Annotated in this window: 19 protein-coding genes; 9 read left to right on the forward strand and 10 right to left on the reverse strand. The window is 70.6% G+C overall.

The genetic code is table 11. The annotated features are described in order from the left end of the window. The first annotated feature begins 114 nt into the window (after positions 1-114). Together OG452_RS12775 and OG452_RS12780 are read left to right on the forward strand one after the other, a co-directional pair. Complete coding sequence (locus OG452_RS12775) at positions 115-1,461, forward strand: FAD-binding oxidoreductase (protein ID WP_327299604.1); 1,347 nt, start codon at positions 115-117, stop codon at positions 1,459-1,461. A 98-nt stretch (positions 1,462-1,559) separates the two neighbouring features. Further along, positions 1,560-2,315, forward strand: coding sequence for a decaprenylphospho-beta-D-erythro-pentofuranosid-2-ulose 2-reductase (locus OG452_RS12780; protein WP_327295758.1), 756 nt, complete (start codon positions 1,560-1,562; stop codon positions 2,313-2,315). Positions 2,316-2,350: 35 nt separating this feature from the next. Here the strand turns inward: OG452_RS12780 and OG452_RS12785 are convergent, their stop codons facing one another. Both OG452_RS12785 and trpS read right to left on the reverse strand, forming a co-directional pair. Continuing rightward, a complete protein-coding gene (locus OG452_RS12785; protein WP_327295759.1) occupies positions 2,351-2,938 on the reverse strand; it encodes a 2'-5' RNA ligase family protein in 588 nt (195 codons plus the stop codon). A 109-nt stretch (positions 2,939-3,047) separates the two neighbouring features. Beyond that, positions 3,048-4,061, reverse strand: a complete 1,014-nt coding sequence (trpS, locus tag OG452_RS12790) for a tryptophan--tRNA ligase (RefSeq protein ID WP_327295760.1) — start codon at positions 4,059-4,061, stop codon at positions 3,048-3,050. 238 nt (positions 4,062-4,299) lie between these two features. Between trpS and OG452_RS12795 the strand changes: the two genes are divergently transcribed. Beyond that, positions 4,300-4,914 (forward strand): RNA polymerase sigma factor, encoded by a 615-nt coding sequence (locus OG452_RS12795; RefSeq protein ID WP_327299605.1) that lies wholly within the window; start codon positions 4,300-4,302, stop codon positions 4,912-4,914. A gap of 545 nt (positions 4,915-5,459) precedes the next feature. Next, complete coding sequence (rocD, locus tag OG452_RS12800; protein ID WP_327295761.1) at positions 5,460-6,665, forward strand: ornithine--oxo-acid transaminase; 1,206 nt, start codon at positions 5,460-5,462, stop codon at positions 6,663-6,665. Between the two features lie 98 nt (positions 6,666-6,763). On the opposite strand, the gene OG452_RS12805 is transcribed toward rocD, so the two are convergent. Next, positions 6,764-7,951 carry a glutathionylspermidine synthase family protein gene (locus OG452_RS12805; RefSeq protein ID WP_327295762.1) on the reverse strand — a complete coding sequence of 396 codons (1,188 nt, stop codon included), beginning with the start codon at positions 7,949-7,951 and terminating at the stop codon, positions 6,764-6,766. A 155-nt stretch (positions 7,952-8,106) separates the two neighbouring features. Then, entirely contained in the window at positions 8,107-8,415 is a 309-nt protein-coding gene (locus OG452_RS12810; RefSeq protein WP_327295763.1) for a hypothetical protein, read from the reverse strand. 144 nt (positions 8,416-8,559) lie between these two features. On the opposite strand from OG452_RS12810, the gene OG452_RS12815 reads away from it, so the two are divergent. Next, positions 8,560-9,408 (forward strand): hypothetical protein, encoded by an 849-nt coding sequence (locus OG452_RS12815; protein ID WP_327299606.1) that lies wholly within the window; start codon positions 8,560-8,562, stop codon positions 9,406-9,408. Positions 9,409-9,536: 128 nt separating this feature from the next. On the opposite strand, the gene pdxR is transcribed toward OG452_RS12815, so the two are convergent. Continuing rightward, positions 9,537-10,928 carry a MocR-like pyridoxine biosynthesis transcription factor PdxR gene (pdxR, locus tag OG452_RS12820; RefSeq protein ID WP_327295764.1) on the reverse strand — a complete coding sequence of 464 codons (1,392 nt, stop codon included), beginning with the start codon at positions 10,926-10,928 and terminating at the stop codon, positions 9,537-9,539. Positions 10,929-11,012: 84 nt separating this feature from the next. Between pdxR and OG452_RS12825 the strand changes: the two genes are divergently transcribed. After that, on the forward strand, positions 11,013-11,552 hold the full coding sequence (locus tag OG452_RS12825) for a carboxymuconolactone decarboxylase family protein (RefSeq protein WP_327299607.1): 540 nt from the start codon (positions 11,013-11,015) through the stop codon (positions 11,550-11,552). Between the two features lie 32 nt (positions 11,553-11,584). Then, a complete protein-coding gene (locus OG452_RS12830) occupies positions 11,585-12,301 on the forward strand; it encodes an isocitrate lyase/PEP mutase family protein (RefSeq protein ID WP_327295765.1) in 717 nt (238 codons plus the stop codon). 238 nt (positions 12,302-12,539) lie between these two features. Here OG452_RS12830 and OG452_RS12835 read toward each other — a convergent pair whose 3' ends face one another. The 3 genes from OG452_RS12835 to OG452_RS12845 form a co-directional block, all read right to left on the reverse strand. Then, positions 12,540-13,529, reverse strand: coding sequence for a malate dehydrogenase (locus tag OG452_RS12835; RefSeq protein WP_327295766.1), 990 nt, complete (start codon positions 13,527-13,529; stop codon positions 12,540-12,542). Between the two features lie 548 nt (positions 13,530-14,077). Then, positions 14,078-14,440, reverse strand: a complete 363-nt coding sequence (locus OG452_RS35415; RefSeq protein WP_405562411.1) for a DUF3017 domain-containing protein — start codon at positions 14,438-14,440, stop codon at positions 14,078-14,080. Positions 14,441-14,834: 394 nt separating this feature from the next. Continuing rightward, positions 14,835-15,689 carry a bifunctional methylenetetrahydrofolate dehydrogenase/methenyltetrahydrofolate cyclohydrolase gene (locus OG452_RS12845; RefSeq protein WP_327295768.1) on the reverse strand — a complete coding sequence of 285 codons (855 nt, stop codon included), beginning with the start codon at positions 15,687-15,689 and terminating at the stop codon, positions 14,835-14,837. Between the two features lie 213 nt (positions 15,690-15,902). Here OG452_RS12845 and OG452_RS12850 point away from each other — a divergent pair, with 213 nt between their 5' ends. Next, positions 15,903-16,523, forward strand: coding sequence for an RDD family protein (locus OG452_RS12850; protein WP_327295769.1), 621 nt, complete (start codon positions 15,903-15,905; stop codon positions 16,521-16,523). Between the two features lie 120 nt (positions 16,524-16,643). On the opposite strand, the gene purH is transcribed toward OG452_RS12850, so the two are convergent. Both purH and purN read right to left on the reverse strand, forming a co-directional pair. Continuing rightward, positions 16,644-18,272, reverse strand: a complete 1,629-nt coding sequence (purH, locus tag OG452_RS12855; protein ID WP_327295770.1) for a bifunctional phosphoribosylaminoimidazolecarboxamide formyltransferase/IMP cyclohydrolase — start codon at positions 18,270-18,272, stop codon at positions 16,644-16,646. Next, entirely contained in the window at positions 18,184-18,885 is a 702-nt protein-coding gene (purN, locus tag OG452_RS12860; RefSeq protein WP_327295771.1) for a phosphoribosylglycinamide formyltransferase, read from the reverse strand. The genes purH and purN overlap by 89 nt, the downstream gene beginning before the upstream one ends. 157 nt (positions 18,886-19,042) lie before the next feature. Here purN and OG452_RS12865 point away from each other — a divergent pair, with 157 nt between their 5' ends. Further along, positions 19,043-19,990 carry a hypothetical protein gene (locus OG452_RS12865; RefSeq protein WP_327295772.1) on the forward strand — a complete coding sequence of 316 codons (948 nt, stop codon included), beginning with the start codon at positions 19,043-19,045 and terminating at the stop codon, positions 19,988-19,990. Positions 19,991-20,010 lie beyond the last annotated feature (20 nt).

The following is a 20,010-nucleotide window of genomic DNA, read 5'->3' on the forward strand; positions in this document are numbered from 1 at the left end:
GTCTACTCCATGTCTGCCGAAACCACCGCGTCAGTGCGCGCCACCACGCCCGTGAGCACGGCGGGCCCCGTGATTCCGGTCCGCTCCGCGAGTCCGGTGCGCTCCCTGCGTGCCATGAGTTCCGTGGGCTCGGTGACCGGCTGGGGCCGCACCGCACCGACGACGTCGCTGCTGGTCCGTCCGCGTACGTACGAGGAGGCGGCGGCAGCGGTGCTCGGATGCGGGGCGCGCGGCTCGATCCCCCGCGGCCTCGGCCGGGCGTACGGCGATGCCGCACAGAACGCGGGCGGCGTGGTGCTCGACATGACCGGCCTCGACCGGATCCACTCCATCGACGCGGAGGCCGGGGTCGTGGTCTGCGACGCGGGAGTGAGCCTGCACCGGCTGATGGAGGTGCTGCTGCCGCTGGGCTGGTTCGTGCCGGTGACCCCGGGCACCAGGTACGTCACGGTGGGCGGCGCGATCGGCGCCGACATCCACGGCAAGAACCACCATGTGTCGGGCTCCTTCTCCCGCCATGTGCGTTCGATGGAGCTGCTGACGGCGGACGGCACGGTGCACACGACCGTCCCGGGCACCGCGCTCTTCGACGCGACGGCCGGTGGGATGGGGCTGACCGGCGCCATCCTCAGCGCGGCGGTCCAGCTCCTGCCGGTGCGGACGTCCTTGATGTCGGTGGACACCGAGCGGGCCACGGACCTCGACGACCTGATGGCCCGTCTCACGGCCACCGACCACCGCTACCGCTACTCGGTGGCCTGGATCGACCTGCTGGCACGGGGCGCGGCCACCGGGCGCTCGGTCCTGACCCGTGGCGACCACGCGCCGCTGGACGCGCTCCCCGCACGCCTGCGGCGCGCACCGCTGGCCTTCCGCCCCGCCACACTCCCCGCGCCCCCGTCCTTCGTCCCGGAGGGACTGCTGGGCCGCACCTCCGTCTCGCTCTTCAACGAACTCTGGTACCGCAGGGCGCCACGGCTGCGTACCGGACAGATCCAGCGGCTCGCCACCTTCTTCCACCCGCTCGACGGGGTCCCGCACTGGAACCGGATCTACGGGCGCGGCGGTTTCGTCCAGTACCAGTTCGCCGTCGGGTACGGGCAGGAGGAGACCCTGCGCCGGATCGTCCGGCGCATCTCCCGGCGCGGCTGCCCCTCGTTCCTGGCGGTGCTGAAGCGCTTCGGCGATGCGGACCCCGGCTGGCTCTCCTTCCCGGTGCCGGGGTGGACGCTCGCGCTGGACATCCCGGCGAACCTCAGCGGACTCGGGGCGTTCCTCGACACGCTGGACGAGGAGGTGGCCGAGGCGGGCGGCCGTGTCTACCTGGCGAAGGACTCCCGGCTGCGCCCGGATCTGCTGGCCGCGATGTACCCCCGGCTTGCCGACTTCCGGGCGCTGCGCGCCGAACTGGATCCGGGCGCGGTCTTCACGTCGGACCTCTCCCGCCGCCTCGCCCTCTGACGGGACGCACACCCAGCCGAGAGCCACCTGGCCCCCGGCAACCGCCCCCGACGCCACCCAATATCTCCGCCCCCATCCCCGACCCCGAGGAAGCAGCCATGAAAGACGCTTTCGGTGCCCCCCAGTCCCTGCTGATCCTCGGAGGTACGTCCGAGATCGCCCTCGCCACGGCCCGCCGCCTGGTGACCCGCCGCACGAAGACGGTCTGGCTCGCCGGACGCCCCTCCCCCGCGCTCGACGCGGCCGCCGCCCACCTCCGCACCCTGGGCGCCGAGGTACGTACGGCCGCCTTCGACGCCCTGGCCCCGGACTCCCACGAGGAGACACTGGGCAAGGTGTTCGCGGAGGGCGACATCGACATGGTGCTGCTCGCCTTCGGGCTGCTGGGCGATCAGGCCCGCGACGAGAGCGCCCCGCTGTCGGCGGTCCGGGTCGCGCAGACCAACTACACGGGGGCGGTCTCCGCGGGTCTGATCTGCGCCAAGGCACTCCAAGGGCAGGGCCACGGTTCGCTGGTGGTGCTCTCGTCGGTGGCGGGCGAGCGTGCCCGCAGGGCCAACTTCATCTACGGGTCGAGCAAGGCGGGCCTCGACGCCTTCGCCCAGGGACTCGGCGACGCGCTGCACGGGACCGGCGTCCATGTGATGGTGGTGCGCCCGGGCTTCGTACGCTCGAAGATGACGGCGGGGCTGGAGGAGGCTCCCCTGGCCACCACGCCGGAGGCGGTGGCGCTGGCCATCGAGACGGGCCTGCGCCGCCGGTCGGAGACGGTCTGGGTGCCGGGCACCCTGCGGGTGGTGATGTCGGCCCTGCGGCACGTCCCGCGACCGCTGTTCAGGCGGCTCCCGGTCTGATCCGGCAGCTGTCGGCCTGATTCAAACGAAAGACATTAGGGCAGGGACGGCGCCGTGGGTGCTTCGCGGGAGACGCTCGGTCCGGGGACGACGCCGCCCCCGCCGCCGAACGCGTACTCACGCAGCTTCCGCCACACGCCGTCCGGCCCCTGCTCGTACAGCGCGAAGGAGCCGCAGGTCCATGTCGCCTCGAAGGCGGCGAGCGCCTCGTACGCCCGGTCCATCTCCTCGTCGGAGATGGCGTGAGCGACCGTCACATGAGGGTGGTAAGGGAACTGGAGCTCGCGCACCAGCGGCCCCGAAGGGTCCCTGATCTGCTGCTGGAGCCAGGAACAAGCCGAACCGCCCGTCACCACCTGGACGAAGACGACAGGTGAGAGGGGCCGGAACGTTCCCGTCCCGAACAGCCGCATCGGGAAGGCCCGGTTCGCCGCCGCGACCGAGGCGAGATGGGCCTCGATCGCGGGCAGCGACGCGGAGTCGGCCTCCGTGGGCGGGACGAGGGTGACGTGGGTCGGGATGCCGTGCGCGGCAGAGTCCCCGAAGCTCGCGCGCTGCTTCTGGAGCAGGCTGCCGTACGGCTCCGGGACCGCGATCGAAACGCCGAGCGTTACGGCCCCCACGTCGTTCTCCTCCGCTGTCGGATGCTTCCGGATGCCTGCCCGACCATTATGCGAGCAGTGTGGCGGCCCCCCGTCCGCCTGGCCAGAGTCCAAGGTCACAGACTCCGGGTCAGTGCTTGGCCGGCAGGAACCCCATCCGCTCGTACGCCTGGGCCAGTGTCTCGGCGGCGACCGTACGGGCCTTCTCCGCACCCTTCGCGAGGAGGGAGTCCAGCGTCTCCGGGTCGTCCAGATACTCCTGGGTGCGGGTCCGGAACGGTGTGACGAAGTCGGCGACGATCTCGGCGAGGTCGGTCTTGAGCGCGCCGTACATCTTGCCCTCGTACTGCTGCTCCAGGTCGGCGATGCTCGTGCCGGTGAGCGTGGAGTTGATGGTCAGCAGGTTCGACACACCGGGCTTCGCCACGGGGTCGTAGCGGATCACCGTGTCGGTGTCGGTCACCGCGCTCTTGACCTTCTTCACCGAGACCTTCGGCTCATCGAGCAGGCTGATCAGGCCCTTGGGCGAGGCCGCCGACTTGCTCATCTTGGCCGAGGGGTCCTGGAGGTCGTAGATCTTCGCCGTCTCCTCGAGGATGTACGGCTCCGGAACCGTGAAGGTCGCACCGAACCGGCTGTTGAACCGGTCCGCGAGGTCGCGGGTCAGCTCGACGTGCTGGCGCTGGTCCTCACCGACGGGGACCTGGTTGGCCTGGTAGAGCAGGATGTCGGCGACCTGGAGGATCGGATACGTGAAGAGGCCGACGGTCGCCCGGTCGGCGCCCTGCCTGGCCGACTTGTCCTTGAACTGGGTCATCCGGCTGGCCTCGCCGAACCCGGCCAGGCAGTTCATGACCCAGGCGAGCTGGGCGTGCTCGGGCACATGGCTCTGCACGAAGAGCGTGCAGCGATCGGGGTCGAGGCCGGACGCGAGGAGCTGAGCGACCGCGAGCCGGGTGTTGGCCCGCAACTCGGCGGGGTCCTGCGGGACGGTGATCGCGTGCAGGTCGACGACCATGTAGTACGCGTCGTGCGACTCCTGCAGGGCTACCCACTGGCGTACGGCGCCGAGGTAGTTGCCGAGGTGGAACGAGCCTGACGTGGGCTGGATCCCGGAGAGCACCCGGGGACGGTCTGAGGCCATGTACAGCATTCTCTCAGGTGCGGAACCGATCTCAGTCGCGCGGTGTATGAAAGATGTGAGAACGCGGGAGGGGAGCCACGTCGCGGTTGCCGACGGGGCCACAGACAGAGGCACAACAGACCGAGACCCAGACACGAGCACGGGCACACGCACACGCACAGGCACAGGCACAGGCACAGGCACAGGTCTAAGCACGAGCACAGACACAGGCGCGACCACGGCTATGGGCGAGGCCGGAGTGATTGCGCGCGTGCGGGCGGGAGATACCCAGGCGTACGCCGTGCTGGTGCGTGCGTACACAGGAATCGCACTGCGCGCGGCGGCCGCGTTCGGGGCCGGTGCGGACGCGGAGGACGTGGTGCAGTCGGCCTTCTTCAAGGCCTACAGGGCGCTGGACCACTTCAAGCCGGGCGCGTCGTTCCGCCCCTGGCTGCTGCGGATCGTCATGAACGAGACGCGGAACACACTGCGCTCGGCGGTCCGGCAGCGGTCCGCGGCGGGACGCGAGGCCGCGATGACTGAGGCGGAGCCGCTGATACCGGAGTCGGCGGATCCTGCGGTGGCCGCGCTGCGGGAGGAACGCAAGGCGCTGCTGCTCGGGGCGCTGGACCGGCTGAGCACCGAACAGCGGCTGGCTGTGACGTACCGCTATCTGCTGGAAATGGACGAGGCGGAGACAGCGGAGGCGCTGGGCTGGCCGCGCGGCACGGTGAAGTCACGGCTGAACCGCGCCTTGAAGAAGCTGAGCAAACTGCTTCCGCCGCCGGACGGCGGTCATACGCCGGAGTCGGACGAGGGTGGAAGCACGGGGAACACGAGCTGCGTGAAGGGTGACGCGAGACATGCGCGGTAAGGGCGAGTACGGACGGCGTGATCCGGATCCAAGGCTCCCTGCGGAACTGCGGGCCCTGGGCCGCGCGCTCGAGGGCCGGGGCGGAAACGGAGAGCGGGGCGGGTCAGCCAGGCCAACCGGCCCGGCCGGGCCACCAGCGTCGGCATCGGAGTCGGGACCGGGACCGTACCCGTGGTCGGATTCGGATTCGGATTCGGAGCAGTCGATGGCCGAGCGGGTGCTGGCGCGGATTATCGCGGACGGGGTGCCCGCTCCCAGCAGGGACCCGGCACGGCTTCCGGAGCCGGGCCGGTTCGAACGGGCCCGCGCCTGGGCGCGCAGCCGGCTCGACTGGTTCGGGGGGCCGGGTGGGGCGGACACCGACGGGATCGACGTGCGGTACGCCCCGGCACCGCATACCCACCCGGCGCGCCGGTCCACAAGGTTTCTTCCTGCCCGCCGTGGCCGACGATAGGAATGAGCACACGATGACCCGAACACCGTAGGACCCGCGCCCGTATGGCCCGTACGCCGTAAAAGCCGTACGCCCTGAGAACGGAGAACCCGTGTCAGTTACGGAAACATCGATCTCCTCCGCCGAAGCGCACAGCGCGCACAACTACCACCCGCTGCCCGTAGTAGTCGCGTCTGCCGACGGCGCGTGGATGACCGATGTCGAGGGGCGCCGTTACCTCGACATGCTCGCCGGTTACTCGGCGCTCAACTTCGGTCATGGGAACCGCCGGTTGATCGACGCCGCCAAGGCCCAGCTGGAGCGGGTCACGCTCACCTCCCGGGCCTTCCACCACGACCGGTTCGCCGACTTCTCCACCCAGCTCGCCGAGCTGTGCGGCATGGAGATGGTGCTGCCGATGAACACCGGGGCCGAGGCGGTCGAGACCGCGGTGAAGACCGCCCGCAAGTGGGGATACCAGGTCAAGGGCGTACCGGACGGAGAGGCGAAGATCGTCGTCGCCGAGAACAACTTCCACGGCCGGACGACCACCATCGTCAGCTTCTCGACGGATGCCGAGGCCAGAGCGGACTACGGCCCGTACACCCCCGGATTCGAGATCGTGCCGTACGGGGATCTGGCCGCCCTGGAAGCAGCTGTCGACGCCAACACCGTGGCCGTACTGCTCGAACCCATCCAGGGCGAGGCCGGAGTGCTGGTGCCGCCGGCCGGCTATCTGCCGGGCGTACGGGAGCTGACGCGCGCCAGGAACGTGCTGTTCATCGCCGACGAGATCCAGTCCGGGCTCGGCAGGACCGGGAAGACCTTCGCCTGTGAGCACGAGGGTGTGGTGCCGGACATGTACATCCTCGGCAAGGCGCTCGGCGGCGGGGTGGTGCCGGTATCGGCGGTCGTCTCGTCGGCGGAGGTGCTGGGTGTCTTCCGGCCCGGCGAGCACGGGTCCACCTTCGGTGGAAACCCGCTGGCGTGCGCCGTCGCTCTTGAAGTCATCGCGATGCTGCGGACCGGCGAGTTCCAGCAGCGGGCGGCCGAGTTGGGTGATCACCTCCACCATGAACTGGGGCTGCTGGTGGGGAGCGGTGCGGTGGAGGCTGTACGCGGTCGCGGGCTGTGGGCCGGAGTGGACATCGCGTCGGCGCTCGGCACCGGCCGGGAGATCTCGGAGAGGCTGATGGATCTCGGAGTGCTGGTGAAGGACACCCATGGGTCCACCATCCGGATCGCCCCGCCGCTGGTGATCAGTAAGGAGGACCTGGACTGGGGGCTCGCCCAGCTCCGAAGCGTGCTGAACATCTGAGACGGCGGCCCGGCTGCCGCGATCCAGGTGGCGGCCAGGACCGGCAAGCGACGACCGGCAACCGGCGACCGGCGCCAAGGGTGCGGGGCAGGGCAGGGCTACAGGATGACGTGGGGCAGGAAGCGGGCGTACTCGTCCGTCACCGGCCCCGCCGACTCCCGGATACCGAGCCCCGCCGCTTCGTCCTCGACGACCCACGCGCCGAGCACCACCCGGTTGCCGTCGAAGTCTGGCAGCGGGGCCAACTCCTGGTAGCAACAGGGCTCGTCGGCCCGGACGCCGAGGGTGCCCGCGCTCGGCTCGTGGAGCAGGACCCCCGCGCCCTCGCGGCCGAGCAGGGGCTTGGAGACGTACCCCTTGGACAGGGCGAGTTCGCGCGGTCCGTCCAGGTAGGCGGGCAGCAGATTCGGGTGTCCGGGGTAGAGCTCCCACACCACGGCGAGCAGCGCCTTATTGGAGAGGAGCATTTTCCAGGCGGGCTCTATCCAGCAGGTGGAGCCGGTGGAACCGCCGTTGTCGAGCGTGTCCAGGACATGCGGACCGAAGCTGTCCGTCGTCAGCCACTCCCATGGGTAGAGCTTGAAGCAGCTGCGGATGAATCGCATCCGCTCGTCGACGAACCGCCCGGACAGCGGGTCCCAGCCGATCCGTTCCACCGAGAGGGCCTCGGTGTCGATGCCGGCCTGCTGGGCGGTCTCCCTCAGATAGGCGGCCGTCATCAGATCCTCACCGAGTTCGTCGGCTTCGGAGTGCACGAAGTGCAGGGGCCCCGGCGGCAGCAGCGGCGCCTGCCGTTTCCAGGCGGCGACCAGCCGCTCGTGCAGGGAGTTCCACTGGTCGGCGCCGGGGAAGCGGTCCTCCATCCAGAACCACTGTGGACTGGCGGCCTCCACCAGCGAGGTAGGGGTGTCGGCGTTGTACTCCAGCATTTTCGCCGGGCCGCTGCCGTCGTACCGGAGGTCGAACCGGGCGTAGACGGACGGCAGTTCATCCCGGCGACGCCAGGACTCGCCGACCAGCCGGGCCAGCCGGGGATCGGTGATGCCCAGCTCAGCGAAGCGGTCGTGGTCAACGATGTGCGCGGCCGCGGCCAGGCACATCGCGTGCAGCTCTTCGACCACCTCCTCCAGCGCCTCGACCTCGGAGAGAGAGAACGAGTAGTACGCGCTCTCGTCCCAGTACGGGCGCAGCGAGTCGTCGGGATAGCGGGTCAGTGGATAGATCAGACCCTGCTCCTCGACGATCTGCTGCCAGCCTGGGCGCGGTTCTGTGTTGTGCCGCTGCATGGTGTCGCCTGTTCCCGTACGTTCCGCAGTTCCTTTACCGTTCCGCAGTTCCCGTACGTTCCGGTGAGTTCCGCAGTACCGGTGCGTACCGGTCCGGTGAGTTCCGCAGTTCCCGTGCGTACCGGTGAGTTCCGCAGTTCCGGTGCGTACCCGGCTCAGCCGCCGCTGGAGTGGGACCCACCGCTGGAGTGGTATCCGCCGCCGGAGTGGGACCCGCCGCCGAAACCGCCGCGGTGCACCGACGGCTTACTGAAACTGCCGCCCGAGATCTTGCCGTGCTTGGACGACCCGCCGTAGTAGTAAGTGCCATGACCGGTGCTGTTGGTGCACTCGTACTTCGGCAGCTGCTTATGCGTCTGCGGATCGACGCACCGCTTGTCCACGTCGGAGCCGCAGGCAGTGAGCGTCGCCGCCAGCATCCCCATCCCACCCAGCACCACAGCACTCGACCTCATCTTGCGCATGCGCTGACCTCCCCCGTATTCCAGACTCTCAGTACAGGCAGCCCTCCGGTGGCACCTGTCCGTGTACAGACTAGATGTCGTGCCTACGGGCGGCCGTCAACGGGCTCTCCTGCGCCCAACTAGAGTCCTTCCGTGCTCCTTGGAATGATCTGTGCCCTCGGTTCAGCGGTCTGCTTCGGCACGGCCTCCGTGCTCCAGGCCGCCGCGGCCCGCGCCTCCGCACCCGGAACCGGCTCGGGTGTGGACGCCGCGCTACTCCTGCGCGCCGTACGCCAGTGGCGCTACATCGCGGGGCTCGGCCTCGACGGGGTCGGTTTCGTGCTCCAGATCATCGCCCTGCGTACGCTCCCCATCTACGTGGTCGGCGCCGCACTCGCCGCGAGTCTCGCGGTCACCGCCGTGGTGGCGTCCCGCATCCTCGGCGTCAGGCTCTCCGGTACCGAGTGGGGCGCGGTGGCCGTCGTCTGCGCGGGCCTCGGGATGCTCGGCCTCGCCTCGGGGACCGAGGGCCACACTGCCGGATCGTCGGCGCTGGGCTGGTCGCTGCTCGGGGTCTCGGTCGCGGTCCTGCTGGTCGGCACAGTGGCCGGCCGCCTCAAGGGCAAGGCGCGGGCCCTGGTGCTCGGTCTCGGTTCCGGAGTGGGTTTCGGGGTGGTCGAAGTCGCGGTACGCCTCATCGACTCCGTCGATTTCACCAACCCGGCGCTGTACGCGCTGCTCGTCGGAGGCGGTTCGGCCTTCCTGCTGCTCACCTCGGCGCTGCAGCGCGGGTCGGTGACCACGGCCACGGCGGGCATGGTCATCGGCGAGACGATCGGCCCCGCGCTGGTCGGCGTGGTCTGGCTCGGCGACCGTACGAGGGAGGGTCTTGCCCCGCTGGCGGTGGCCGGCTTCGTGGTGGCCGTCGCGGGAGCACTCGCACTGGCACGGTTCGGGGAGGCCCCGGCCACACCGGCCCCGGCCGAGACCCGAGACCTGAGGCCCGAGGCCTGAGACCTGAGACCTGAGACCGAACTGTGCAAAGCCCGGCCCTGCAAACCCGCGGCCCCGCAGCCCCAGACGTGCAGCGCCAGCCCCAGCCCCCGGCTCCAACCCGAGCCCGATGCTGACGGCGTGTGCTCCTACGGCAGCACCCGGCACAGCGCCTCCAGCGTCCCCGCCCACGCGCTGTCCGACGGCGTTCCGTACCCGACGACCAGCATGTCGCGCCCGTCCCGCACGTCCGCGTGCCGGAACTGGGAACCGCCGTCCAGTGCGAGGCCCTGCCAGGCCGCCGCCTGGACGACCGACTGCTCCGTTCCCGGGGGCAGTTCCAGCACGGCGTGCAGTCCGGCCGCGATCCCGGACACCCGGATGCCGGGCGCCCGTTCGGCCAGGGCCTCCACCAGCTGGTCACGGCGCCGCCGGTAGCGCAGCCGCATCGAGCGGACATGCCGGTCGTAAGCACCCGAGGCGATGAACTCGGCCAGCGTCAGCTGCTCCAGCGAGCTGGACATCCAGTCGGAGTTGCCCTTCGCCTCCAGCACCTCCGCCACCATCGAACGGGGGAGCACCAGCCAGCCGAGCCGCAGTCCGGGAGCGATGGACTTGCTGGCCGTGCCGCAGTAGACGACCCGCTCGGGATCCAGTCCCTGGAGCGCTCCGACGGGCTGCCGGTCGTAGCGGAACTCCCCGTCGTAATCGTCCTCCAGAATCACCCCGCCCGTCGTTCTGGCCCAGTCGACGGCAGCCGTGCGCCGGTCCGGGTGGAGCGGGACGCCCGTCGGGAACTGGTGCGCCGGTGTCATCAGCACCGCACCCTCCCGCCCCAGCTCGTACGTGCGTGAACCGAACCCGTCCAGCGGCAGGGCCTTCGTGCGCAGCCCGGCGTCGACGAGCAGGTTCCAGTGCAGATCGAGTCCGTACGACTCGACGGCGACGTCCCGTACCCGTCTCCCCCGCAGCACCTTCCCCATCAGCATCATCGCGTGGGCGAACCCGGCGCAGACCACGATGCGGTCCGGACCGGCGTGGACACCGCGCGCCCGCGCCAGATAGCCGGCCAGCACGGTCCGCAGCTCGGAGCGGCCCCGTGGGTCGCCGTAACCGAACGCGTCGTGGGGTGCGGCGGTCAGGGCCTTCCGCGACGCCCTGAGCCACTCCGTGCGCGGGAACGACGCGAGGTCGGGCAGACCGGGCCGGAGGCTGTACGTAGGAACGCTCCGCCGCTGCCGCCGGGCAGCGGCCGGCTTCGGCTCCCCGCGCGGCAACGCCCGCGGGGCCACGCGGGTCCCCGACCCCTGCCGGGCGGTCAGCCAGCCCTCGGCCACCAGTTCGGCGTAGGCGTCGGCGACCGTGTTACGGGCCACACCCAGATCGACGGCGAGCGTACGCGAGGAGGGCAGCCGGGTCCCCGGCGCCAGCCGCCCCGTGCGGACGGCTCGGCGCAGCGCGTCCGTGAGGCTGACCCGCAGCCCGGGTCCGGTCAGTTCCAGATGCAGGTCTACGCCGAAAGTGGCCCAGGAATCCGTCACAGAAATGGACCATACCCCTGCGCCATGTCCCACGTAGCGTCGTACTCACACCAGGAACACAAGGGCATGAAGGGCAGAAAAGACATGACGGACACCGCGGCACCGACGAACAGCACGAGCGCCTCGGACTCGGCGCCCGAGTACCTCCCCGAGCACACCCCCCGCCTCAATATGGCGAAGCTCGCCCCCGAGGTCTACAAGGCCATGGTCAACCTGGATGCGGCAGCCCGGGGCGGCCTCGACCCGGTCCTGCTCGAACTGGTGAAGATCCGCGCCTCCCAGATCAATCACTGCGCCTTCTGCATGGACATGCATTCCAAGGACGCTCTCGCGGCGGGCGAGTCGGTCGAGCGGATCGTGCAGCTGAGCGCCTGGGAGGAGTCGAAGCACTTCTACACGGCGAAGGAGATCGCGGCGATCGAGCTGACCGAGGCCATCACGGTGCTCACCGACGGATTCGTACCGGACGAGGTCTACGCGCACGCCGCCGAGCACTTCGACGAGACCGAGCTGGCCCATCTGATCGCGGCGATCACCGTGATCAACTCCTGGAACCGTTTCGCCGTCTCCACCCGCATGGTGCCGGGCCACTACACACCGGGCTCCGTCGCCCACCGCAACTGACCTGTCCACCGCCGCCACTGAAAGGCCCCGCCATGACGGACTTCCGCAGCCTCCATCTGGACCGGCCCCCCGGCGATCCGCTGGTGCTGCCCGGCCCGTGGGACGCGGCCAGCGCCCGCATCTTCGCGGAAGCCGGGTTCCCGGCGCTCGCCACCCCGAGTGCCGGAGTGTCGGCAGCACTCGGTTACGCGGACGGGGAGGCCCCGGCTGACGAGATGTTCGCCGCGATCGGCCGGATCGTCCGGGCGGTCGAGGGCTTCGGGGTGGCCGTTTCGGCGGACATCGAGGCCGGCTACGGCCTGCCGCCGGCCGAACTCGCCGGGCGGCTGCTCGACACCGGCGCCGTCGGCTGCAACCTGGAGGACTCCCCCGGCGGAGTCCTCAACGACCCACAGGAGAACGCGGACCGGCTCGCGGCGTTCCGCGCGGCGGCGGGGGGCGGCCTGTTCATCAACGCCCGCATCGATACGTACATCCGGGGCGTGCACGATCCGGAGCAGACCATCGATCGCGGCCTCCGCTACATGGCGGCCGGCGCCGACTGTGTCTACCCGATCATGGCGCCGCCGGACCAGCTGTCCGGCCTCGCGTCCGGGATCGGGGCGCCGCTCAACGCGCTCTTCCTGCCGAACGGTCCGTCGCCCCAGGGACTGGGCGAACTGGGCGCCACCCGCGTCACGTTCGGCCCGGGCCTGCACCGCCAGTCGATGGAACGGCTGCGCCAGGACGCGAACAGCCTGAAGAGCTGACGGGCTGACGGGCTGACGGGCCGACGGGCCGACGGGCTGACGGGCCGACGGGCTGACGGGCTGACGGGCTGACGGGCTGACGGGCTGACGGGCCGACTGAACCAGCGCACGGGCGCACAGGCCCACCGGCCCGACCACACGGAACGCCCCCGGCGACCACATGGTCACCGGGGGCGTTCCTTCAGGCAGCAGAGCAGCAGCACCACAGATCCGCCGAGCGGACGAACGGGCGTCCGGCTCAGATCAGGCCGAGCTCGCGGACCGCGTCGCGCTCCTCGGAGAGCTCCTTCACCGACGCGTCGATGCGGGCGCGCGAGAAGTCGTTGATCTCCAGGCCCTGGACGATCTCGTACTTGCCGCCCTTCGTGGTGACCGGGAAGGAGGAGATGAGGCCCTCGGGCACACCGTAGGAGCCGTCCGACGGGATACCCATCGAGGTCCAGTCGCCGTCCGCCGTGCCGTTGACCCAGGTGTGGACGTGGTCGATGGCGGCGTTCGCGGCCGAGGCGGCCGAGGACGCGCCACGCGCCTCGATGATCGCCGCGCCGCGCTTGGCGACGGTCGGGATGAAGGTGTCGGCCAGCCACTTCTCGTCGTTGACGGTCTCGGCGGCGTTCTTGCCCGCGACCTCGGCGTGGAAGATGTCCGGGTACTGCGTGGCGGAGTGGTTGCCCCAGATCGTGAGACGGCGGATCTCGGAGACCGAAACGCCGGTCTTCTGCGAGAGCTGCGAGATCGCACGGTTGTGGTCGAGGCGGGTCATCGCGGTGAAGCGGTCGGCCGGTACGTCCGGGGCCGAGGCCTGCGCGATGAGCGCGTTGGTGTTGGCCGGGTTGCCGACGACCAGGACCTTGATGTCGTCCGCGGCGTTGTCGTTGATGGCCTTGCCCTGCGGGCCGAAGATGCCGCCGTTGGCCGCGAGCAGGTCACCGCGCTCCATGCCCTTGGTACGCGGGCGGGCGCCGACCAGGAGCGCGACGTTGGCGCCGGAGAAGGCGACGTTCGGGTCGTCCGTGATCTCGATGCCCTGAAGCAGCGGGAAGGCGCAGTCGTCGAGCTCCATCGCGGTGCCCTCAGCGGCCTTCAGCCCCTGCGGGATCTCCAGGAGACGCAGCTTGACCGGCACATCCGAGCCGAGCAGGTGGCTTGAGGCGATGCGGAAGAGCAGCGCGTAGCCGATCTGGCCGGCCGCGCCGGTGACGGTGACATTCACAGGAGTGCGGGTCATGGCGTTCTCCGTAAGACAGCTGGCGGTGGGGGTCCCTGCCCCTGGTGCGGGAAATCTCGGGGGCTCACACCACGAACTGAATCTTGATGTGAAGAGACTTCCGACGTCAGGCTATCCGACCCCGCGCGCGGCCAACCCCCACCCCCGTGTGGCACGCCGCACACCGGCTTCGTACACCCGGTACAGGAGCGCGTGTTGGCCCTGCGGGCCCCTTCATCGGCGGAAGACCTTCACGGGTGGAACAGGGCGGCGTACCCGTACCGGCGGCGGATCGGAGGATCCGCGCCGACGGACCGGTGGAACTGGGACCCCTGGACCCGGGCCTGCGGACTGCAGCGGCGGTGGCCGCCCGCGTCAGGGGGGGAGAGACGCGGGCGGCCACCGCCGGGTGCAAGCACCCGTGGGGGGATAGCCCTCGTCTGCCCCCGGAGTCGCGGGCCACTCCCCCGATTCTCTTTTATTTTCCGGTGGTCTTCCGGTGACCGTCCGCCGGCCTTCCCACAGCCGTACGGGCGGTCAACGTCCCACTGTCGCAAGGGAGTTCCGCGTCACCGCACGGTGAACCGCATCAGCCCTTCGAGGAACGGCACCGGCAGCCACGGTTTGGGCTGCGCCATGAGCGCGAGCAGTGTGATCAGGAAGCCCAGCACTCCGTACGTCACCATGTCGGTGAAGCGCGAGCGCACCGCAAGCATCCCGACGGACCGCACACACCAGCGCATCACCGCGCCGCCGAGCAGAGCGAGCCCGACCAGCAGAAGCCCCACCCGTGTCACGTCGAAGGCGACGAGCAGCAGGCCGACGCCGATCGTGACGAGCACCGTGAGCAGCGGCCACTGCCTGGCGGGCGCGGGCGCGCCACCGGGAGCAGCCCGGCCACCGCCCTCGGGCCGCGCGGTGTCCCGCGTCACGGAGGGAAAGCGCCGGGTCGTGCGGACCGGTTCGCCGTCCGGGCCCGGCGCACTGACAGCGTCCTCCCCCTCGGGCGCGTCAGGCTCATGGGCCCCGGCCGGCTTCTCCCCCTCCGGCTCCCCCTCCGGCTCCGACTCCGGCTCAGACTCCCCACCCGTGCCTTCCGCCTCGGCCGGCTTACCCGTCCCGGCCTCCGCCGACGCCTCGGACCGGGAAGCCTCCGGCGGCTCCTCGGGCCGGGGGGCCTCCGCCGACGCCTCGGGTCCAGAAGCCTCCGTCGGCTGCTCCTCCGGTCCGGAACCCGCCGCACCCCGTGCGGACCGCCAGGCCCCCGCACCCTTGCGCCGTGCTCCGGGCTTCCCCGACTCCTCAGGCCCCGTCCGTGCGGCCGCGTCAGCCGACACTGCGCTCAGCCGCCTCCACGACGTTCACCAGCAGCTGCGCGCGGGTCATCGGGCCCACACCGCCCGGATTCGGGGAGACCCAGCCGGCCACCTCCGCGACGCCGGGGTGCACATCTCCGGCGATCTTGCCGTTCTCATCCCGGCTGACGCCGACGTCGAGGACAGCGGCCCCCGGCTTGACGTCCTCGGGGTTGATGATGTGCCGGACACCGGCCGCGGAAACGATGATGTCCGCCTGCTTGAGCAGCGCGGGAAGGTCACGGGTGCCGGTGTGGCACTGGGTCACGGTCGCGTTCTCGGACTTCCGGGTCAGCAGCAGCGGGATCGAGCGGCCGACGGTGATACCGCGGCCGACGACCACGACATGTGCCCCGTTGATCTCCACACCGTGGTGGCGGAGCAGCTGGATGATGCCGTACGGGGTGCAGGGCAGCGGCCCCTCCTCGTTCAGCACCAGCTTGCCGAGGCTGGTCGGGTGCAGCCCGTCGGCGTCCTTGGCCGGATCCATCAGCCCCAGGACGCGGTTGGTGTCGATGCCCTTGGGGAGCGGCAACTGCACGATGTATCCGGTGCACTCGGGGTTCTCGTTGAGTTCCCGGACGACCGCCTCGATGTCCTCCTGCGTTGCGGTGTCGGGGAGTTCGCGCTGGATGGACCCGATACCGACCTCGGCGCAGTCGCGGTGCTTGCCGTTGACGTACCACCGGCTGCCGGGGTCGTCACCGACGAGCAGGGTGCCGAGACCGGGGGCCACACCCTTCTCCTTGAGGGCCGCCACGCGGACGGTCAGATCGGACTTGATCGCGGCCGCGGTGGCCTTGCCATCGAGAATCTGGGCTGTCATACGAGCCATTCTTTCAGGGGGCGTCATGATCGCCCAAGTTGCACTTGCACAACACATAGGGACTGCGACTGGACAAACTTACGCGCCGTTTAGAAGCATGTGGTCCGCAGTGCCGCGGGCCGGTGTCGGGGGGCAGACCGCTTTGACGTTTCTTTCACCAATCCTCCGATCGAACCGCGACGTCCCCGCATGAACCAACGGAGGAATCCAGCCATGAGCTTCGGCGACCCGAACCCGAACAACCCCTACGGCCAGCCGCAGGGGCAGCCGCAGGGCCAGCCCCAGCAGCCGCCGCAGCCGGGTTACGGATACCCGCAGCAGGCCCCGCAGGGCGTGCCGCAGCAGCCGGGCTACGGATACCCGCAGGCCCCGCCGGTCCAGCAGGCCTACGGCGGGGGCTACCCGCAGCAGCCCGGTTACGGCGGCCGGCCCCCGTACGCGGGCTGGTGGAGCCGGTTCGCCGCCCTCCTGATCGACGGCGTGTGCATCGCCGTCCCGTACGGCATCCTCATCGGCATCGGCAGCGCCATGGGCGGCAGCGTGGGCTCGGCCATCGCCGTGCTCGGCGTCGTCGTCGGCATCGGGCTCGGCCTCTTCAAGATCTACAAGGAGGGCACCACGGGCCAGTTCCTCGGCAAGAAGGCCGTCGGTATCAGCCTGCTGCGCGAGGCCGACGGCCAGACCCTGGGCTTCGGTATGGCGTTCGTCCGCTACCTCGCCCACTTCGTGGACAGCATCGCCTGCTACCTGGGCTGGCTGTGGCCGGCGTGGGACGCCAAGAAGCAGACGTTCGCGGACAAGATCTGCTCGACCGTGGTCGTCAAGGTCGGCTGACCCGCATCCTGCTGGGCCCGAGGGCCGTAACCCGGCGCGTATCGCGCTGAGTTACGGCCCTCGGGCGTACCCGGTCCAGGCACCGGAGCACCCCGGTACGGGCAGTCCCGCACCGGCCCCTCAGTGGAAGAAGTGCCGCGTGCCCGTGAAGTACATCGTCACGCCCGCCTTCTTGGCGGCCTCCACGACCAGCTCGTCACGGACCGAACCGCCCGGCTGCACCACGGCCCCGACCCCTGCGTCCGCCAGGATCTCGAAGCCGTCGGGGAACGGGAAGAAGGCGTCCGAAGCCGCGTACGCTCCCCGCGCCCGCTCCTCGCCCGCGCGCTCGACGGCGAGCTTCGCGGAGTCGACCCGGTTGACCTGGCCCATCCCGACGCCGACGGACGCGCCGTCCTTGGCGAGCAGGATGGCGTTGGACTTCACCGCGCGGCACGCCTTCCAGGCGAACGACAGCTCGGCGAGCCCGGCCGCGTCGAGCGCGTCGCCGGACGCGAGCGTCCAGTTCGCCGGGTCGTCGCCCTCCGCCTGGAGCCGGTCGGCGACCTGGAGCAGCGCGCCGCCGTCGATCTGCTTGACCTCGGCCGCGGCCGACGGGGCGTCGGGGCAGCGCAGCACCCGGATGTTCTTCTTGCGCGCCAGCACGTCGACCGCGCCGTCCTCGTACGCCGGGGCGACGACGACCTCGGTGAAGATGGGGGCGATCTGCTCGGCGAGTGCCACGGTGACCGGACGGTTGACCGCGATCACACCGCCGTACGCGGACACCGGGTCACAGGCGTGCGCCTTGCGGTGCGCCTCCGCCAGGTCGGCGCCGATCGCGATGCCGCACGGATTGGCGTGCTTGATGATCGCCACGCAGGGCTCGGTGTGGTCGTACGCGGCCCGGCGCGCGGCGTCGGTGTCCGTGTAGTTGTTGTACGACATCTCCTTGCCGTGCAGCTGCTCGGCCTGGGCGAGGCCGCCCGTACCGGAGACGTACAGCGCGGCGCCCTGGTGCGGGTTCTCGCCGTAGCGCAGGACGTTTCCGCGCTGGTACGTCGCGCCGAGGAACTCGGGGAAGCCGCTGTCGTCGGCCGCCGCGTAGTCGTCGGCGAACCAGCCGGCGACCGCCACGTCGTACGCGGCGGTGTGCCGGAACGCCTCGGCCGCGAGCCGCTTGCGGGCGGTCAGGTCGAAGCCGCCGCCGCGGACGGCGGTGAGGACGTCCGTGTACCGCTCCGGGCTGGTGACGACGGCCACCGACGGGTGGTTCTTGGCCGCGGCCCGGACCATCGAGGGGCCGCCGATGTCGATCTGCTCGACGCACTCGTCGGGCGTGGCCCCGGACGCGACGGTCTCGGTGAAGGGGTAGAGGTTCACCACGACCAGGTCGAAGGGCTCCACCTCCAGCTCGGCGAGCTGCCTGCGGTGGTCCTCAAGGCGCAGATCGGCGAGGATCCCGGCGTGCACACGGGGGTGCAGCGTCTTGACCCGGCCGTCGAGGCACTCCGGGAAACCGGTGAGCTCTTCCACCTTGGTGACCGGCACGCCGGCAGCGGCGATCTTGGCCGCGGTGGATCCGGTGGAGACGAGCGTGACGCCCGCCTCGTGCAGCCCGAGGGCCAGCTCCTCCAGACCCGACTTGTCGTAGACGCTGACGAGCGCGCGCCGGATGGGCTTAACGGTGTCCGTGTTCTCGGTGTGCACCGACCTGAACCTTTCGTCCCTCAATGCGGTAGCCGTTACGGGCCAGACGCCCCACGACATCGACGAGCAGCTTCCGCTCGACTTCCTTGATGCGCTCGTGAAGAGCGCTTTCGTCGTCCTGCTCCCGGATCTCGACCACACCCTGCGCGATGATCGGTCCGGTGTCGACGCCGTCGTCGACGAAGTGGACGGTGCAGCCGGTGACCCTGACCCCGTACGCGAGCGCGTCGCGCACTCCGTGGGCGCCGGGGAACGCGGGCAGCAGCGCCGGATGCGTATTGACGGTCCGGCCGCCGAAGGCCGCGAGGAACTGCTTCCCCAGGATCTTCATGAAACCGGCCGACACGACCAGGTCGGGTGCGTAGGCGGCGGTGGCCTCGGCCAGCGCCGCGTCCCACGCGGCGCGGTCCGCGTACTCCTTCACCTTGCAGACGAAGGTCGGCAGCCCCGCGTCGCGGGCGCGGTCGAGTCCGGCGATGCCGTCGCGGTCAGCGCCGACCGCGATGATTTCGGCTCCGTAGGCGACCGGATCACCGGCGATCGCGTCGAGCAGGGCCTGCAGATTGGTTCCGGAACCGGAGACCAGCACGACCAGGCGGGCGGGAGAGGACGGGGAGGCCACAGCGGGGCCCTTTCTGGATACGACTTGTGCGGTCGTACGAATAGAACGCATCCCCCGATACGGGGAACTCTACGAACGCGCCGACCGTCGGCAACGATACCGGCACACCGAATGGCCCCCACGGGACGGGGGCACGGCCGAGAGGTAGCGTCTGGGGACAGGACCTGTCTCCCGGGCAGGAACCGGATGAGGGGAAGACGTTCACCAGATGCAGGACCGACGCCACCGCGCGACTCTCCGCACCCCGCTGCACGGGCAGGGTTCACTGCTGCTGCGGGAGCGCCGGCCCTCTTCGACGGAGCCCGACGACGACAACCCGTTCGCGCCGCCACCCGCGGACCGGCCGGAGCAGCCGTGGCGGCCCCGGCAGCCGCAGTATCCGGCGGGCGGCGACGGCCACGACGGCGGAAACGGTGACGGGAGCGGTCAAGGGAGCGGTGGCGGAAACGACGGGGACGACTCGCCCCCGTCGCCGTCGTCTCCCGACCGGGGGAGCCAGTGGAGCCCGGTTCAGCCTGGCCGTCACGACGGCGGGTTCGGCGGCGGTCCCCAGCGGCCGGCGGGCGGGCCCAACGGTCCGGGCGGCGGGCGGAACGGCGGCCAGGGCGGTCCCGGTCCGAGCCTGCGCTGGGACCCCAAGGACCCGGCTCAGCGCCGGGCGCGCTACGCGCTGCTCGCCGGAATGTGGGCCTTCTTCTTCGCCCTCTTCAACCTGCCCGAGATCGGACTGCTCCTCGGCGCGCTCGCGCTGTACTGGGGCATCAGCGCCCTGCGTGCGAAGCCGCAGCCGGAGTCCGGCGGCAGCAAGGGCGCCGCGGCCGGGGCGACGCCGCAGCACCCGGCCGCACCGACCGACGGGCCGCCGCCGGGCCCGGGCGTTCCCCCGGCACCGACGGCTCCGCCTGCTCCCGGCCCGTACGCGCGTCCGTATGCCGGTGCGACGGCCTCCTCCTCGAAGCAGCAGATCACCGCTGCGGTGAGCGGCCTGGTGACCGCGGGGCTCGCGCTGCTGATCGTGATCCTCACGTTCTCGGCGCAGCTGACGTACCGGGACTACTACACCTGCGTGAACGACGCACTGACGAAGCAGGGCCAGCTCGCCTGCAACAAGAAGCTGCCGCCCTCGCTGGTTCCGGTTCTCGGCACGCAGAAGTAGAGCCAGAAGCAGCGGAAGCA

It is taken from the genome of Streptomyces sp. NBC_01197 (assembly GCF_036010505.1).
Taxonomy (GTDB): Bacteria; Actinomycetota; Actinomycetes; order Streptomycetales; family Streptomycetaceae; genus Streptomyces.